This is a genomic window from Salegentibacter profundi (genome assembly GCF_054121475.1).
Window position 1 is genome coordinate 116,629 of the sequence record NZ_JBSYGG010000004.1, and the last position, 17,875, is coordinate 134,503.

Here is a 17,875-nt window from a genome sequence, read left to right on the forward strand (position 1 = left end):
GATTATTTCTTAAAAAAGCCTTTTTCCCTTGCCTCTTTCATTACAGCAGAGATGCCTTTTTTATTAATATCTTTAAGTGCAGAAGTAGAAACCTTTAAAGTTACCCATCTGTCCTCTTCAGGAATGAAAAAACGTTTTTTAACCAGATTGGCGTTAAATTTACGCTTGGTTTTATTCATCGCGTGAGAAACATTGTTTCCTACCATCGCCTTTTTTCCCGTAAGTTCACAAACTCTTGACATTGTTCTATTCTTTAACTTGTTATTTCAAAACAGGCTGCAAATTAACGATTTTTTTACCTAATCGCCAACTCATTTTTTAAAAATATTTTATGTGTTTTATTTTTTATTTCACCGGAGCTTTTGCCTGCTCCGTCCCTTTGTTTTTAAGTCATCGATCGAAATGCTACCTGCTTAATTTACAAGATCTAAGCGCTTGGCTAACCAGGAGACCATAGTCTTTTTACTTCCAAAAGGGCTAATTACCAGGTAAAAGGGGAAATAAAAATTATGTATTTGCAAATTTAAGAATTTCATTTAGAATAAGCTCCAGGCTTTTATGCACGGTTTTCCCTATTACCTTTTCCCGGTGATTTCCAAAGATAAATTTTTTGGAATACACCCGCTCGGGCGTCGCAATTCCTATATACACTGTCCCGATTTCAGCATTGCTGTCTCCTTTCCCCGGACCTGCATTACCGGTGGTAGAAATCGCAAAATCCGTCTTTAAAATGGATCGGACATTCCTGGCCATAGCCTCGGCTACCTCGGCAGAAACCACGCTATGCTTCTCTATTAATTCTGACGGAATCTCCAAAAGCTCTTCCTTGATTTGGGTAGCATAACTCACTACACTCCCTTTGAAATAGACTGAAGCTCCAGGCGGGGTAGCCAGCAAATTGGCGATGCGGCCGCCGGTACAGCTTTCTGCAGTGGCTATGCTTTGTTTTGCAGTGGAAAGCAAGCGGCCTATTTGAATCTCCACCGGCTCATCATCTTCATAACCCACTATAATATCCCCGATCAACTGATGCAGGTCCGTAAGCAGGCCGGCTATAGAGTTCTGAAGCTGCTGTTCATTATCCCCGATGGCGGTAAGCCTTATTCTAACCTTTCCAAAATTAGGAAGGTAGGCACATTTAATGTTTTGTGGTAACTGATCTTCCCAATCTGCTATCTTTTCGGCAATAGCGCTTTCGCCAAGACCATAAGTAATTGCAGTTTTATGCAGTATGATAGGACGTTTAAATTCTTGCTGTAGCCTTGGCAATACTTCATTTTTCACCAGTTCCTTCATCTCAAAGGGTACCCCTGGTAAAGAAATATACATCACCCCATCCTTCCGGAATAACATCCCCGGTGCGGTACCGTATTTATTAAAAAGTACTTCGGCCTTTGAAGGCACCAGGGCCTGTCTGCGGTTCAGCTCAGAAATTGGCGTCTCTATGTATTTTTCAAAGAGCTGCTCAATATGCTGCAACACCTCTTTATTTTCAGTAAGCTCGTCTTCAAAATAAGCGCAAAGGCTGGATTTGGTCACATCATCCCTGGTGGGTCCAAGCCCTCCTGTAATGAGCACTATTTCCGCTCTTTGGGAAGCTTCCTTTAAGGCGGTAAGAATATGAGAACGCTCATCTTCGATACTGGAGATCTGATGTACAGAAATTCCAATCTTATTTAAGGCTGAGGCAAGAAAAGCTGAATTGGTATCTATAATCTGGCCTATTAAAATCTCGTCACCAATAGTGATTATCTCCGCTTTCATTCGAGTTCAAAATCTCTTTTAAGGGCGATCCCTGCCACATTGACTTTTCTGGTAATCTTGGCTGCCGCCTGCGGCACTTCATCCTTTTTCTTCCCGGCTTTAGCCCAGCTCTCTATAACCTTAACTTCATTTAAAAGCTCAAGGCCGAATAATTGCAGGTTGGGTTTCATCTTGTGAGCATACTGGTATGCCAGGGTAGGATTATTATTGGAAATAGCTTCATTCATCGCCTCTACATCAGGAGGGATTTCCTCCAAAAAAGTCTGCACCACAACTTTCATGAATTCCTTATCTCCTCCAGCCATTTCTTCTACACCTTCTAAATTATAACTGCTCATATCCCTATTTAATATTGATTGAAAACATTTTTTCCTTTTCCAGAAATCCGGTCAACCTGTCGTTGGGTTGCACCTTACCTACTCCCGCAGGAGTACCGGTAAAGATCACATCCCCGATCTTAAGGGTAAAAAACTCCGATACATAGGCTATCAGCTCATCGATCTTCCATAACATATGAGCGGTGTTGCCCTGCTGAACGCTTTCTTCATTCTTCCAAAGACTAAAGTTAATATTATTTATATCGGAAAACGATTTTTTGGATATCCATTTTTCCCCTATTACCGCTGCCCCATCAAAGGCCTTGGCTTTTTCCCAGGGCAAACCTTTCTCTTTCAGTTTTTTCTGAAGATCCCGGGCGGTAAAATCTATTCCAAGTCCTATTTCATCATAATATTTATGGGCGAATTTTGGCTGAATATATTTCCCTACCCTTTTGATTTTCACCAGGACCTCCACTTCGTAGTGCACATCTTTTGAAAAATCAGGAATGAAAAAAGGCTGTTTTTTAAGTAAAATAGCCGTATCGGGTTTCAAGAAGATTACAGGCTCCTGAGGTTTTTCATTTTCAAGCTCAGCGATATGCTGGGTATAATTTCTACCAATACAAATTATTTTCATAACAATAAAGCACTACTTTATTTTGGTGTTGAGTTTTCTGAGTTTAATGGCCGTTAGCACTCGTTTGGTGTAGAGCGGAAAATCAGCATTCTGAATCCAGCCAAAATATCCGGGCTCTTTTTCAAAAACCTCGGAAACATTCTTTCCTTTAAACTTACCAAAACCAAAAACCTCGTCCCCTTTTTTGTCGTAAACCACAAAGCCCGCAAAATCAGCAAAGCGTTTCCTGGCAGAAAAATCAGCAAGGAATTTTATGTCGTTTTCAAGGTCTTCATAACGTTCCAGCTGAGATTTCAAAACTTCGTAGGTGGCATTGGTATCCGCCTCTGCCGTATGGGCATTCTCGAGGTTTTTCCCGCAATAAAACTGATAAGCGGCAGAAAGGGTTCTTTGTTCTTTTTTATGAAAAATAGTCTGTACATCTACTGCAACCACATTTTTCATATCGAAGTCTATTCCTGCGCGAAGCAGCTCTTCCACCAGAAGCGGGATATCAAAACGGTTGGAATTATACCCGGCCAGGTCACAGCCTTTTATCATTTCATAAACCTTAGGGGACAATTCCTTAAATGTCGGTTCATCAGCTACTTTTTCATTGGTGATACCATGGATAGCTATCACTTCCTCAGGAATGGTCATCTCAGGGTTTACCAGCCAGGTTTTACTCTCTTTATTTCCGTTGGGGTAAATTTTTAATATGGCTATTTCAACGATACGATCCTTTGCCAGATTCGTTCCGGTGGCTTCGAGATCAAAAAAACAAATAGGTTTGGTTAAATTTAATTCCATGGGAAAGCTTCTTTTGGGCAAATATACCATAATTTAGTCGGTTGCTTTAGCCCAAAATAAAGAGAAGAATGAGCTTTGCCCAGGAAATGATTATCCACAAGGATTTTATATCTTTGAATAGATCTGAAACTTTTTATAGTGTTAAAGTACCTCTCATACGTTAGTCAGCAATCCCATTCGCTGACCGATTCCGCACTGAAAGAAATGCTTACAAAGGCCAGAATTAGCAATGAAGCCTTAGGAATTACGGGAATGCTCATCCTCTATGAAGGCCTGTTCATTCAGTTTTTAGAAGGAGAAGAAAAAGATATCACCAATTTATTTGAAAAAATCTCCAGGGACCACAGGCATAAGGATATTTTAATTCTGGATTACGGTTATTCTCAAAACAGAAGTTTTGCCGACTGGTCGATGGCCTTTGAAAGGATAAATCCTGAAGAAGCCGGGGAAATAACCGGCTATAAACACCTGAACCGACAGGTGCTTTTTTCACAGGCAAAGGATAAGAATCATCCCGCCTTGCAACTGCTCAAGGCCTATATTAAAAACCTATAAAAAAGCCGCAATTTTCATTGCGGCTTTTATCTCTACTATTTTCAGATAGCCCTATCGCTATCAAAACTTTCCAGGTATTGGGCTACCCGCTGAACGAACTGCCCTCCCAGGGCGCCGTTGACCACACGGTGATCATAGCTATGGGATAAGAACATTTTATGCCTTATGCCTATAAAATCGCCCTCCGGGGTTTCTATCACCGCAGGTACTTTCCTAATAGCGCCTAAGGCGAGGATTCCAACTTGCGGCTGATTGATTATAGGGGTTCCCATCACACTTCCGAAGGTACCCACATTGGTCACGGTATAGGTGCCACCCTGAATTTCATCGGGTTTTAATTTGTTCTCACGGGCGCGGTTAGCCAGGTCATTAACTGCCTTAGCCATTCCCACTAGATTAAGCCTGTCGGCATTTTTTATAACCGGCACGATCAGATTTCCATCGGGAAGGGCGGCTGCCATTCCAAGGTTGATATTTTTCTTCTTGATGATCTTATCGCCATCTACAGAAATATTGATCATCGGAAAATCACGTATAGCTTTTGCCACGGCTTCCATAAAGATTGGAGTAAAGGTCAATTTTTCTCCTTCCCGCTTTGCAAACGCTCCTTTATGTTTATTTCTCCAGTTCCAGATTTTGGTGACATCGACTTCAATAAAAGACTGCACATGCGCTGAAGTCTGGGCACTTTGAACCATATGATGGGCAATCATCTTACCCATGCGGTTCATTTCGATAATCTCATCTTCTCCGGATCGCATGGTGGTTTCTTTTCCGCCCATGGCGCCTTCAAGCTTACCGGTATCTACAGACTGTGCTTTTGACCGGGCCGGCTCGGTCTGGGCAGGCTGCTCCTTGCGGGTTTTCACATACTCCAATATATCATCCTTGGTTACCCGGCCATCTTTACCACTTCCTTCGAGCGCCTCAAGCTCCTCAAGGCTGATATCTTCCTCTTTGGCTATATTTTTCACTAAAGGAGAATAAAAACGATCAGATTCTGAGAAATCCTGACTTCCTGCTGTGGCCCTGGCGGCTTCCACGCTGGCTTCCACCTCCTCGACCTCTGAGGCGAGTTCCTGGTCGAGGTCCATTTCCAGCTCGTCCTCACTGGCTGAAACTTCAGATTCGGTTTCGATTATAGCTATAGTCTGTCCCACCTGTACCACATCATCAACATCGAAGAGCTTTTCTACTAATTTGCCTTCCACTTCACTTGGAACCTCACTATCCACTTTATCAGTTGCTATTTCCAGAACAGGTTCATCGGCATCAATGGGATCACCCACTTCCTTTAACCAACTAGTAATAGTTGCCTCGGCAACACTTTCCCCCATCTGGGGCAGCTTAAGTTCGAATTTTGCCATATCTATATTAGAACGCTAATTTTTTGATTCGTATTTGCGAATTTACCAAAATCACTCCATTTAAATATTAAAAAATCAATAAAACTTGGTTTTAATGATGATTATTTGAAGTTAATGATAAAAACAGGTTTGGGTAAATTTACAATTTCAAAGCCTCAAACTAAATTTTTATCTAAAAAAAATCCCAGGTCAAACTTCCCTTAGCCCTTCAGGGAACTTTCAAAGGGTACCCGATTGGCGATACTCCTGCCAAGGGTCACCTCATCTGCATACTCCAGTTCGTCACCCACAGAAATACCACGGGCAATAGTAGAGGTTTTTATCTTGGTGCCTTCCAGTTGCTTGAAAATGTAAAAATTTGTCGTGTCTCCTTCCAGGGTACTGCTGAGTGCAAAAATGATCTCTTCCACGGCTCCGGCCTTTATTTTTTCGACAAGAGGCTGAATGTTAAGTTGTGAAGGCCCTACCCCATCCATAGGACTGATTTTACCACCCAGTACATGATAATGCCCCCGGTATTGGCCAGTGTTTTCTATAGCCATCACATCACGGATGTCCTCTACCACGCACACCAGGGTTTTATCCCGGGCGGGATTGGCACAAATATCACATAGTTCGGTATCGCTGATATTAAAACAGTTCTTACAGCGTTTGATCTCACTGCGCAGTTTTGATAAGGAGGAGGCCAGATTCTGAGTTTGCGCCTCGGGTTGCTTGAGAAGATGCATGACCAATCTCAGGGCGGTTCGCTTTCCTATGCCGGGTAATTGCGACATTTCCTCTACAGCTTGCTCCAGTAATTTTGATGAAAAATCCATAGCGCTAAGTTAATATTTTTCCCGGACGATTTTCTTCTGAAAACCCCCAAGTTTAACCTGAATTTGTAAATTCGCCTTTCAGAAAAATATTCTATGCAACCATATCAGATCCTGCTTTTGATTGCCGCTTATTTCGGTGTCTTGTTTTTAATCTCCTTTTTTTCCAGTCGTGCTGGCACCAATGCTGAATTCTTCAGGGCAAACCGTCAATCGCCCTGGTATATTGTAGCCTTTGGGATGATAGGGGCCTCCCTGAGCGGAGTGACCTTTATTTCGCTTCCAGGAACGGTGACTACCGATAGCTTTAGTTATTTTCAGGTAGTTTTAGGCTATACCGTGGGTTATGCCGTGATAGGGTTGGTGCTCCTCCCGCTTTATTACCGCCTTAATCTCACCTCGATCTATACCTACCTGGATTCGCGTTTTGGAAAATATTCCTACAAGACCGGGGCCTCCTTCTTTCTGCTCTCCCGTATCGTCGGATCGAGTTTCAGGCTATTTTTGGTGGCCAATGTCCTGCAGCTTATTTTGTTTGATGGCCTGGGGATTCCCTATTATGTCACCGTAACGGTAACTATTTTCCTTATCTGGCTCTATACCTTCAGAAGCGGTATTAAGACCGTGGTATGGACAGACACCCTGCAAACCCTGTTTATGCTCCTGGCCCTGGGGCTGACCCTGATTGTATTATCGGATGAATTAGGCGTATCGGGCGCTGGAATGATCAATTATCTTTCCGATACCGGACTAACCCAGATCTTCTTTTTTGATGACTGGAAAAGCAGCCATCATTTTATAAAGCAATTTATCAGTGGAGCCTTTATTGCCATAGTGATGACCGGGCTTGACCAGGATATGATGCAGAAAAACCTTACCTGCAGAAACCTCGGAGATGCCCAAAAGAACATGTTCACTTTTACCATAGTACTCACCATAGTAAATATGCTGTTTCTAATCCTGGGGGTTCTTCTCACCCAGTACGCCGATCTTAACGGGATAGAGGCCATAAAAGATGATCTTTTTCCCGCCATTGCCACCAGTGGAGAACTGGGAATAGGCGTGGCCATACTCTTTGTGTTAGGGCTGATCGCCGCAGCTTATTCCAGTGCCGATGGTACCTTAACGGCCCTTACCACCTCATTTAGTATAGATATTCTTGAAATCGAAAAATATTACAACCAGGAAAAACAAATAAGGATTAGAAAACGGATCCATATTGTCATTTCCATTTTAATGATTGTTGTGATGCTGATCTTTAAATATGCGATCGCTGACAAAAGTGTGATCAACAAACTTTTTGAATTTGCCGGTTACACTTACGGTCCATTACTGGGGCTTTATACCCTTGGACTCTTCACAAGCTGGAAGATAAAAGACAAACTGGTGCCCCTGGTAGCAATCCTTGCCCCTGTACTGTCTTATTTAATAAGCGTCAACAGCCTGAACTGGTTCGGGTTTGAATTTGGATTCTTTATCCTGATATTAAACGGCGCGTTAACCTTTTTAGGGCTAGTACTGATTCGTAGAAAGCATCACTAAAGTACAGGCCGGTTCTACCTCAATATGATTTTTTTTCAGAATTTCATAGAATTCAGGGTTCTCTGTACCGGGATTAAAGATCACTCGTGCGGGATTTAAAGAAAGAATGTAATCGTAATATTCCGGTTGCCGTGGCGCACTCAGGTATAGGGTCACGGTATCTATATCTTGAAAGGAAGGCTTATCTTTTTCTATTTTAACACCTTCAACCTCTCCTTCTCGCAAACCAATGGCAACGGTAGGCTGACCATGTTGTACCAGGCGCTTTATAGCAATGTTCGAATATCGAGAGGGTTTCAGTGAAGCGCCAATAACCAAAGTTTTCTTTTTCATATAACAAAAGTATATTTTCTAATGAAGTGTAACAAGTAAATTAAGGAATTGTCTTTTTAAGTAAGAGGCTTCCCCGGAATCCCGGTTTAATGTGATGGTTAGTGTTGGGATCCGGGAAGTTTTTCTTAACCCATACCAGAATTCTGGTATGGGTTCATTTTTTTTTCAGAAAAAGTGTAACATTTTAAAATTGCCTGCGTCTTTTAGAGTGAAGGCTTTTCAAATTTTGAGAATTTCTTCGGCTTTTTATTATGCATAACAAAGTACTTTGCTATGCATTTTATATAAGCATACAAAGAAAATCAGGGAAGAACCGGGCTGTATGACAAGGCTTTTCAGAAAAAAAATTTAAAATCATTATGCATAACAAGGTATCATCTAATAAATACTAATCATCAAAATCAATCAAAAAATGAAACAGTTATTTTTAATTTTCGCTCTTTTTTCTTCTGCCATATCCCTGGCGGATAACGAACCTTTTGGAAATATTAGCGGCCAGGTAATCGATGAAGAATTAAAAGAACCCATCCCCTATGCTACGGTTGTGATCAATGATATGGATGGGAACCTCATCTCGGGAAACACCTCAGCTGGTGATGGAAGCTTCTCTATTGACAAAGTTCCTGCAGGAAAATATGTTTTCCAGGTCCAGTTTATCGGGTATAAAACATTCCAGCAGGAAGTAGAGTTCAACAGCAGGAATTCCAGCCTCAACCTTGGGAAAATTTACCTTGAACCTGATGTAGCTTTACTCGATGGGGTTACCATTGTGGCTGAAAGAACCACCATAGAACAACGCGTGGACCGAAAGGTCATTAATGTCGGGAAAGACTTGACTACCACTGGTGCCAGTGCCTCAGAGATTATGAACAATATCCCCTCAGTAAGTGTAGACCAAAATGGAAATATCGCCCTTCGAGGTAATTCCAATGTAAAAATCTTGATTGACGGGCGGCCCACCAATATGGATGCAGCGCAGCTGCTTCGACAGATACCCTCTACCTCTATTAAAAGCATTGAACTGATCACCAACCCATCGGCCAAATACAATCCTGAAGGCATGAGCGGGATCATCAATATCGTTTTGCACAAGAATGCCAATGACGGATTTAACGGCAATTTAAATGCCGGGGTAACTATTGGGGAGAATGCCCGTTATAACAGCGCTCTTGATCTGAATTACCGAAAAGGTAAATTCAACTTCTTTGGAAATTTTGGTGCCCAGTGGGGAGATCGGTCTAATTTTGGGCGTATTTTCCTTACTGAGGATAATTACCGTCAAAATTTTGATTTAGTAAACAACAGACGTTCATTATTACTTAAACTTGGCGTTGACTTTTATCTCGATCAGAGCAACACCTTTTCCTTTTATACCAATCAAAATCCTTATAAAGGAGGTCCGGTAGGTGCCCTGAGCATTATCTATCCGGACAATCCAGAGAACAATCTGACCCAGAATCTGGACCTGAACTTTGAAAACCAGAATTCCACCTATAATTTTGTTTTCGATCATAAATTTAATGACCAGGGACACAAGATCCTTTTAGAGAGTAATTACAATTATTTTGATGAGGATGAGAATTCCAGTTTTACCTTTGAGGGTAACACCGGGAATTTTGAGCCCTATAGCGACCATGTAAAGGAAAAAAGAGAGAACCTTACCTTAAACCTGGATTATGAGAACCCACTCAATGAACAAAGCAAGCTGGAGATGGGTGCTGAGGCTAGAATTCTCAATACCGATAATGCTTTTACGACCTCCAACACGCAAATGGACGATGCCACCTACCAGTATAAAAGAGATATTTTCAGCTTTTATACCACCTATGGGCAAAATTTTGAAAAATGGTCTTACCAACTTGGAGCACGCCTGGAAAGCTTTAAAGTCAATGCGATCTACAACCAGGAAGAGGTATTTTCCGATGATTACCTGAACCTATACCCTTCCGGGTTTATCACCTATACTCCGCAGGAAAAAAGCACTTATCAGCTAAGTTACAGCCGCAGGATAGACCGGCCGGGATTCTTCCAGGTAACCCCCATACGGGATGTCAGCACACCAAGGTTAACCGTATCTGGTAACCCGGATTTAAAGCCGCAGTTCACCAATTCCCTTGAATTTAATTACACCCGCAAATTCGAAGAAAAAGGTAGTATCAGCGCGGGAATATTCTTCAGGAATCTTACCGATGAGATCAGCCAGGTCTTCCTGGAGGACCCACAAGAGCCCGGATCGATCTTATTGCAATTCGCCAACTTTGAGGATAACAACTCCTATGGCCTGGAACTCTCTACCAACTATAAGTTCACCAAATGGTGGAGTACCAACACCAGCTTTGAACTTTACAGTCAAAAACTGAAAGGCCAGGTAGGCACGCAGTATTTGGAAACCGACAATACCGCATTTACCTTTAGAAGCAGCCATAATTTTAAGGCTTCGGAAAGCTTGAGCTTCCAGTTCTTCGGATTGTATCGTGGAGAAAATAAGAACCTGCAAATGGATATGGAGCCCATGTACTTTATCAATGCGGGAGGCCGGTATTCCTTTTGGGATGATAAGGCCAGTTTGAGCCTGAATTTCAATGATATTTTTAACACCCAGGAATTCCGTTTTATCAACGGCAGGCCTATGCCGCAAGAGGGCCGGTTCAAAGGTGAAACCCAAACGGTATATCTCGGTTTTTCCTATCGTTTTGGAGGTGGCAAAAACAAAGCCTTACAAAGAAAACAACGGGATGATAACCAGGCCGAAGGTGGCGGAGTTTTCTAAGATCTTAATTTGTAGTTTAGTGGTTAGCTTGAAAAGGTCGCGGGGTAAAAGCCGTGGCCTTTTTCTTTTACTGGGATCAAGCTTTCAATAGTTATCAGCCCAGGCCGGAAGTAGCCACAGTAAAAATTTCGTGTCTTTAATACACCGGAATTTTGCCTTTTGTGATCAAGGTCACATTCTTAACACCTTAAATAGCCTTATATTTGCGGCGAAATGGAAAAAAGAAGTACACTAATTGTTCTGCTTTTTATAGCGGTTATGCTCTTTAATAGCATAAAAAGTGGCTTCATGATCAGTTTTTACCTGGTGGACAATTCGAGCTTCACAGAACTATTTTGTGTTAATAAGGATAAGCCGGAAATGGAATGTAACGGCAAGTGTGAGCTGGCCAAATTAAATGAGGATTCCACAGCTGATCAAAAACCCTCCCATCTCGATTTTCTCCAGCGGCAGGTGGCCCTTTTTTTGAACCCAATCAAAAACCTGGCAATATTTCATTTTTCAGAAGGCCCTGCTCTTGTTATGACTTATTTAAATAACTACAAGTTTCAATTCTTACCAAGGATAACCCATCCCCCTTCTTTCTTAGCTTAATTTTTTTCAGATCATTTTCAAATCCATCGGTAACAATCGATGGACCCAAACAACGTATATCAATTTTTAATCAGAATTAAATGAAAATTATAAGCATATTCATTTTTCTTTTCTCAAGCCTCCTGCTCCAGGCGCAGTCCAAATTAAGCCTTATTGATCAGCTTAGTATGGCTCCTATAGCCAATGCGACCATCCAGATTAAAGGCACTCAGAAAGCGGCAGTGAGTAATGAAAAGGGAGAGGTTTTTATGGATTTCTCAAAAGAGGACAGCCTGGTGATCAGTCACTTGAAGTACAGGAAAAGGACTTTAACCAATCTAGAACCTGGGACAGTGGTCTACCTGGAGAGGTTGACCTTTAGGATTAGTGAAATCCTGCTTCGAGGAAACCCGGAAATAGATCCCGCCCAGAGCATCGTGAAAAACAATTATAGGGAGAAAGTGGTTCAGCCAAAAAATGTCGGTGAACTCTTTGGTGACATCAATGGATTCTCCCTGATCAAAAGGGGTAGTTACGCCATGGACCCCAGTATGCGCGCCAGTCAGTATGAACAGCTTAACATACAGTTCGATGGGGGCACAAAGGCCATGCATGCCTGCCCTAGCCGAATGGATCCGATCACCACCCTGGTAAACCCCGAGGAGGTCAGCCGAATAGAGATTATTAAAGGTCCCTTCAGTGTACGGTACGGAAATACCTCCGGGGGGATCATCAATATGGTCACCGAAAACCAGGTGGCAAGCCCAGACAAATTTTCGGGCAGTGTTTCCTCAGGCTACGAGAGCAACGGAAATTCCATAGTGAACATGGTTCAGCTTCAGGGAAATTTTAAGAAGCTTGATCTCTCGGGAAATTTCAGCCACCGGGATTATGGTGATTATGAAGATGGAGAAGGAAGAAGTATTCCTTCCTCCTTTCGGAGCCTTGGCTATAACCTGGAGGCCGGGTACACCTTTAATGAGAGCAATCGGTTAAAGGCCGGTTTCAGACAATCTTTTGGTCGTGATGTCAAACACGCGGGATTAATGATGGATACCGATGAGGATAACAGCAGCATTTTGAGCCTGGACTATAATTACCGGCCCGAGCAGGGAAAATTAAGAGGATTGACCGCCAAGGTGTATTATTCTTTTGTAGACCATATTATGGATAACTACCACCGCCCCTCTTTTAACCGAACTGCAGCAATTTCCCGGGTGGATGCGACCACCTATGGCGGGAAACTGGAAGCTGAATGGAAATTCAACAACCAATGGCGTCTCTTTACTGGTGTGGATGTGACCAATCTTAAACGCGACGGTCAACGAACGCGCCTGGTTAAGGTAAATATGGCCGGAGAACCTTTGGAAACGCCAATGGAATTTCAGGATAAAGTCTGGCAGGATAGCTACGTGAACGATTATGGAATATTTAGTGAAGCCAAATTCACCTTAAGCGAAAAGGATATATTCAATTTTGGAGTCCGGTTGGACCATGTGGTAGCGGAAAGCAAGGATCCGGATGCGGGATTCGCGGAATTATACCCAGATACAGGCAAAACCGATGAACAACTCTTTAGCGGTACACTGGCCTATAAACGCCTATTAAAAGACAACTATTCCCTTGAATTTTCCTATGGAAGAGGAGTAAGGCCTGCAAACATGGAAGAGCGTTATATCGCTTTTTTCAATATTGGGCGGGATCCCTACGAATATGTGGGAAATCCCAACCTGGAGGCAGAGGTCAATAACCAATTTGAAATAGGTCTGAAAGCTTCGGAAGTACTTACTGGAAAACTGAGGCGTTTGGACTTTTCAGCAAGTGCATTCTATTCTATTTACGAAAATTATATCGTGGGTTTGGTAGATGAAAGCCTGACCAGGAGAAATATGCCAAATCAACCCCCGGTGCACCCTAAAGTTTTCAGAAACCTGCGGGATGCCTATAAAACCGGGTTTGAACTCTCGGGAGCGCTGGCATTTACTTCAGGAATTAAACTGGGAACGGACCTGGCTTACACTTACACCCAAAACAAGGACCTGGGAGAATCCCTGCCACTCTCACCCCCACTGGTAAGCCGCTCTTATGTGGAATACGAGACCGGGATGTTCTGGGCCGGGCTATATTACACCATCACAGCAGACCAGGAAAATATTGCTCCGTCTTTTGGCGAGACCAGGACCCCGGGATATAGCCTGATGGATCTAAAAGCGGGTACTAGCGTGATTAAAAACCTGAATATCGGCTTTGGATTACTCAATGTCTTTGATAAATATTATCATAGCCATTTAAATTTCGCCTTTAATAATCAGGCCGATTTCACCCGGCAGCCCATTACCGAACCGGGAAGAAATTTTACGGTTTTTGTCAACTATAATTTTTAAGCCTTCCGATAACATATAAAAAGACCCCGCTGGCAGGCAGCGGGGTCTTCTATTTGAATATCTATCCTTGAAATTATGCCTTTACCGCATACATCTTTTCCCGTTGTTCTTTAATCTTCTTATCACTCATGTATTCCTCAAAGGTGGTATAACGATCAATAGCCCCACCTGGAGTTAATTCGATAACGCGATTGGCCACGGTTTGGGCAAATTCGTGATCGTGAGTGGTAAACAATACGGTACCTTTGAAATTCTTAAGAGAATTATTGAAGGCCGTAATCGATTCCAGGTCCAGGTGATTGGTAGGTTCATCGAGCATCAGTACATTGGCTCTGATCATCATCATTCGACTGAGCATACACCGCACTTTTTCACCTCCGGATAACACCCTGGAGGTCTTCAGGGCTTCTTCCCCGCTAAAAAGCATTTTTCCTAAAAATCCACGGATATAGACCTCTTCCCTTTCTTCTTCTGTCTTAGCATATTGACGCAGCCAGTCTACCAGGGTGAGATCATTGTCAAAATAGGCCGTATTATCAAGGGGAAGATAGGATTGTGAAGTGGTTACCCCCCAGGAATATTTTCCGGAAACCGCTTCCTGTTTGCCGTTGATTATTTCATAAAAAGCCGTGGTCGCTCTTGAATCTTTGGAATATACCACCACTTTATCCCCTTTGGCCAGGTTGATGTTTACATCCTTGAACAAGGTTTCCCCATCCTGACTGGCTTCCAACTTCTCAATATTAAGGATCTGATCTCCGGCCTCTCGTTCACGTTCAAAAATTATAGCAGGATATCTTCGGCTAGAAGGCCTGATGTCTTCAATATTAAGCCTGTCTATCATCTTCTTACGGGAAGTAGCCTGTTTAGATTTAGCCACGTTAGCACTGAAGCGTTGAATGAATTCCTGAAGTTCTTTTTTCTTGTCTTCCGCTTTTTTATTTTGCTGGGCACGCTGGCGGGCAGCTAGCTGAGAAGACTCATACCAGAAGGTATAATTACCGCTAAAGTGATTTATTTTTCCAAAATCAATATCGGAAATATGTGTACAGACTGCATCTAAAAAGTGCCGGTCGTGAGAAACTACGATGACGGTATTGTCATAGTTAGCCAGGAAATTTTCCAGCCAGGTAATCGTTTCATAATCCAGATCGTTGGTAGGCTCATCCATAATAAGCACATCGGGATTTCCAAATAGTGCCTGGGCAAGGAGTACCCTTACTTTTTGTTTCCCATCGAGATCCTTCATAAGGGTATAATGGTTCTCAGCTTTGATCCCCAGGTTTGATAAAAGAGAAGCGGCATCACTCTCGGCATTCCAACCATTCATTTCCTCAAATTCTACCTGCAGTACCCCGACTCTTTCTCCATCAGCATCACTAAAATCTTCCTTGGCATAGATCTCATCCATCTCTTTTTTGATGGCAAACAGCGGTTTGTTCCCTTTCATGACCGTTTCCAACACAGGATATTCATCATAAAGCGAGTGATCCTGTTCTAATACAGACATCCTTTTTCCGGGTTCCAGATGCACATGACCAGAAGTAGGTTCAGATTTTCCCGAGAGAATTTTTAAAAATGTGGATTTACCGGCCCCGTTGGCACCGATAATTCCATAACAATTTCCCTGGGTAAAGGTCGTATTCACCTCGTCAAACAGAACGCGTTTTCCAAATTGAACCGAAAGATTTGATACTGAAAGCATAAAATAGTATTTGTGTAAATTTTTTGCAAAAGTAGCCATTTAACCCCAATTATTTAAAGATTAACGATTTAAATATTCTTTTAACGACCAATTAACATTCATCGTTTTTGGCACCCATTATATTTGCCCTTGAACTACTATAATAGCTAGAAATCCGCCTTAATAATTGCATGCCCCCGATGAAATCTAAATTATTTTTAATTTTCCTGGTTAGCCTTGGCATAGTTGGGTGTGATTCTGAAGAGGGCAAAGACCAATCTACTTTTATTGGCGGGGAAATTGTTAATCCCCAATCAGAATTTTTCATCCTCTCTAAAGGCCACACTCCTATAGATACCCTGTACCTCAATCAAAACAATCGTTTCGGAAAGTCCCTGGAAGGACTGGAGGAAGGAATATACCGATTTAACCATCCACCGGAAAATCAGATTTTATACCTGGAACCAGGAGATAGCATTTTAATCTGGCTTAATACCCTGGCATTCGATGAGTCTATTAATTTTAGCGGGCCAGGTGCCAAGAAAAGTGATTTTCTACTCGATCTTTACCTGGCTAATCAGGAGGAAAGCGAAATGATACTTTCCTATTACAAATATCATCCTGATGAATTTTCCAATAAAATAGATTCGATCTACCAGGCAAAAACCCGGCAACTCGATAAGCTTATTGAGGAAAAGGATTTTTCAGAGGATTTCATCGAGATCGCAAAAGCCGGGATAGATTATCAATATTATCATTTTAAGGAACGCTATGCTTTTTTAACTCGAAAATACTTCAAAGATTTAGCCGAGGAGATTCCGGAGGACTTTCACAGTTACCGGGACGATATTAATTTTGAAAGTGAAAACCTCAACACCTATTACGTATACACCAATTTTATTGATGATTACTTCAGGAGCAAGGCTATTGAACGTTGTGACCCGCAACTTCCGCCCAGTGCGGATTGTTTCGACCTGAATTCCATTACCAATATCGGTTATAAAATCATCCTTGCTGATTCCCTTATTGAAAGTCCGGAAATAAAAAACAGCTATTACGATCGCCTGGGATCACAAGGAGTTACTTTTTCCCGGGAAGCCGAAACTATTGACTCGATCATCAACCTACTGGAAAAAACCGACTACGATAGGGAAAATCTCGACAAACTAAAGCAGATGGCCATGGTTCAGAAGAGCCTTTTACCCGGCAATAATATCGGTGACCTTTCCTTAAGCAATGTTGCTGGAGATACCATCAAGCTCAGAGAGATCTCTGATGGCCCCATGATCACTTATCACTGGTCTTTGTCCTCAAAAAACCACTTTCGCTGGCAACAGAACACTATCGAAACCTTAAGAAAAAAATACCCGGAAATAGATTTTGTGGGTATTAATATCGACAATAACACCTACGATGCCTGGGCAGAGATCGTAAAAACCCAGACCGCCAATCCGGACAGGGAGTTTCATTTAACCTTTACCCGGATTGACCGCGAATTGCTCAAGGCTTATTTAAACAAGACCTTCTTTTTAAATAATCAGGGAGAGATCATCAGGGGTAGTTCGCAAATAAATTCCAACACATTTGAACGGGAGATCCTTGAATTTCTCAACAGGTACAATTAAAGCTCTTCCATAAAAAAAGCCACTCGGGAGTGGCTTTTTGATACTCTTGTTATGAGTTAACTATTTATTCCCTTTTTTATAATCGGCAAGGAACTTTTCCAGACCAATATCGGTAAGGGGATGCTTGAGCAAGCCTTCAATGGAAGAAAGAGGACCTGTCATGACATCTGCTCCTAATTTGGCACATTCGATCACGTGCATTGTATGACGCACAGAAGCGGCAAGAATTTCGGTCTCGAAGCCGTAGTTATCATAGATCAGTCTTATTTCGGCGATCAGGTTCAATCCATCGGTAGAGATATCATCAAGCCTGCCGATAAACGGAGAAACGTAACTGGCTCCCGCTTTGGCAGCTAAAAGTGCCTGTCCTGGAGAGAAAACCAAGGTGCAGTTGGTTCTAATTCCATTGTCACTGAAGTATTTGATTGCCTTCACTCCTTCCTTGATCATAGGTACTTTAACCACGATCTGCTCGTGAAGTTCAGCAAGTTCTTCCCCCTCTTTTATCATTCCCTGGAAATCGGTAGCGATAACCTCAGCGCTCACATCCCCCTCAATCAGATCACAGATTTGCTTATAATGCTTTAAAATATTGTCCTTCCCGGTAATGCCCTCTTTGGCCATAAGGGAAGGATTGGTGGTCACGCCATCCAGAACCCCCAGGTCTCTGGCCTCCTTAATCTGATCCAGGTTCGCGGTATCAATAAAAAATTTCAT

16 protein-coding genes are annotated in these 17,875 nt (G+C 42.3%); 6 read left to right on the forward strand and 10 right to left on the reverse strand.

The features are described from left to right. Positions 1–2 precede the first annotated feature (2 nt). From rpmB to ACW6NC_RS07310, 5 genes are all read right to left on the reverse strand, one after another. Positions 3–242, reverse strand: coding sequence for a 50S ribosomal protein L28 (gene rpmB / locus ACW6NC_RS07290; RefSeq protein WP_081211512.1), 240 nt, complete (start codon positions 240–242; stop codon positions 3–5). A 265-nt stretch (positions 243–507) separates the two neighbouring features. Then, positions 508–1,764, reverse strand: coding sequence for a competence/damage-inducible protein A (locus ACW6NC_RS07295; protein ID WP_457864813.1), 1,257 nt, complete (start codon positions 1,762–1,764; stop codon positions 508–510). Then, positions 1,761–2,102, reverse strand: coding sequence for an Hpt domain-containing protein (locus ACW6NC_RS07300; protein ID WP_457864815.1), 342 nt, complete (start codon positions 2,100–2,102; stop codon positions 1,761–1,763). The genes ACW6NC_RS07295 and ACW6NC_RS07300 overlap by 4 nt, the downstream gene beginning before the upstream one ends. Positions 2,103–2,106: 4 nt before the next feature. Beyond that, positions 2,107–2,721, reverse strand: a complete 615-nt coding sequence (locus tag ACW6NC_RS07305; protein WP_457864817.1) for a fumarylacetoacetate hydrolase family protein — start codon at positions 2,719–2,721, stop codon at positions 2,107–2,109. A gap of 12 nt (positions 2,722–2,733) precedes the next feature. Beyond that, positions 2,734–3,510 carry an exonuclease domain-containing protein gene (locus tag ACW6NC_RS07310; protein WP_457864819.1) on the reverse strand — a complete coding sequence of 259 codons (777 nt, stop codon included), beginning with the start codon at positions 3,508–3,510 and terminating at the stop codon, positions 2,734–2,736. Between the two features lie 138 nt (positions 3,511–3,648). Between ACW6NC_RS07310 and ACW6NC_RS07315 the strand changes: the two genes are divergently transcribed. Further along, positions 3,649–4,065 (forward strand): BLUF domain-containing protein, encoded by a 417-nt coding sequence (locus ACW6NC_RS07315; RefSeq protein ID WP_457864821.1) that lies wholly within the window; start codon positions 3,649–3,651, stop codon positions 4,063–4,065. Positions 4,066–4,106: 41 nt separating this feature from the next. Here ACW6NC_RS07315 and ACW6NC_RS07320 read toward each other — a convergent pair whose 3' ends face one another. After that, positions 4,107–5,432, reverse strand: a complete 1,326-nt coding sequence (locus tag ACW6NC_RS07320; RefSeq protein WP_457864823.1) for a dihydrolipoamide acetyltransferase family protein — start codon at positions 5,430–5,432, stop codon at positions 4,107–4,109. Between the two features lie 200 nt (positions 5,433–5,632). Continuing rightward, positions 5,633–6,250: a recombination mediator RecR gene (gene recR / locus ACW6NC_RS07325; protein ID WP_457864825.1), complete on the reverse strand. Its 618-nt coding sequence runs from the start codon at positions 6,248–6,250 to the stop codon at positions 5,633–5,635. 93 nt (positions 6,251–6,343) lie between these two features. Between recR and ACW6NC_RS07330 the strand changes: the two genes are divergently transcribed. Then, positions 6,344–7,789 carry a sodium:solute symporter gene (locus ACW6NC_RS07330; protein WP_457864827.1) on the forward strand — a complete coding sequence of 482 codons (1,446 nt, stop codon included), beginning with the start codon at positions 6,344–6,346 and terminating at the stop codon, positions 7,787–7,789. Here the strand turns inward: ACW6NC_RS07330 and ACW6NC_RS07335 are convergent. Further along, positions 7,760–8,122, reverse strand: coding sequence for a CoA-binding protein (locus ACW6NC_RS07335; protein WP_457864829.1), 363 nt, complete (start codon positions 8,120–8,122; stop codon positions 7,760–7,762). The two genes, ACW6NC_RS07330 and ACW6NC_RS07335, sit on opposite strands and share 30 nt — an antisense overlap. 412 nt (positions 8,123–8,534) lie before the next feature. Between ACW6NC_RS07335 and ACW6NC_RS07340 the strand changes: the two genes are divergently transcribed. The 3 genes from ACW6NC_RS07340 to ACW6NC_RS07350 all read left to right on the forward strand — a co-directional run bounded on the left by ACW6NC_RS07340 (position 8,535) and on the right by ACW6NC_RS07350 (position 13,849). Continuing rightward, a complete protein-coding gene (locus tag ACW6NC_RS07340; protein WP_457864832.1) occupies positions 8,535–10,892 on the forward strand; it encodes a TonB-dependent receptor domain-containing protein in 2,358 nt (785 codons plus the stop codon). A 288-nt stretch (positions 10,893–11,180) separates the two neighbouring features. Continuing rightward, entirely contained in the window at positions 11,181–11,486 is a 306-nt protein-coding gene (locus ACW6NC_RS07345; RefSeq protein ID WP_457864834.1) for a hypothetical protein, read from the forward strand. Positions 11,487–11,566: 80 nt separating this feature from the next. Then, positions 11,567–13,849 (forward strand): TonB-dependent receptor domain-containing protein, encoded by a 2,283-nt coding sequence (locus ACW6NC_RS07350; RefSeq protein ID WP_457864836.1) that lies wholly within the window; start codon positions 11,567–11,569, stop codon positions 13,847–13,849. 73 nt (positions 13,850–13,922) lie between these two features. Here ACW6NC_RS07350 and ACW6NC_RS07355 read toward each other — a convergent pair whose 3' ends face one another. After that, positions 13,923–15,554, reverse strand: coding sequence for an ABC-F family ATP-binding cassette domain-containing protein (locus ACW6NC_RS07355; protein WP_457864838.1), 1,632 nt, complete (start codon positions 15,552–15,554; stop codon positions 13,923–13,925). 179 nt (positions 15,555–15,733) lie between these two features. Between ACW6NC_RS07355 and ACW6NC_RS07360 the strand changes: the two genes are divergently transcribed. Next, a complete protein-coding gene (locus ACW6NC_RS07360; RefSeq protein WP_457864840.1) occupies positions 15,734–17,158 on the forward strand; it encodes a TlpA family protein disulfide reductase in 1,425 nt (474 codons plus the stop codon). Positions 17,159–17,218: 60 nt separating this feature from the next. Here ACW6NC_RS07360 and fsa read toward each other — a convergent pair whose 3' ends face one another. Beyond that, positions 17,219–17,875: a fructose-6-phosphate aldolase gene (gene fsa, locus ACW6NC_RS07365; protein WP_457864842.1), complete on the reverse strand. Its 657-nt coding sequence runs from the start codon at positions 17,873–17,875 to the stop codon at positions 17,219–17,221.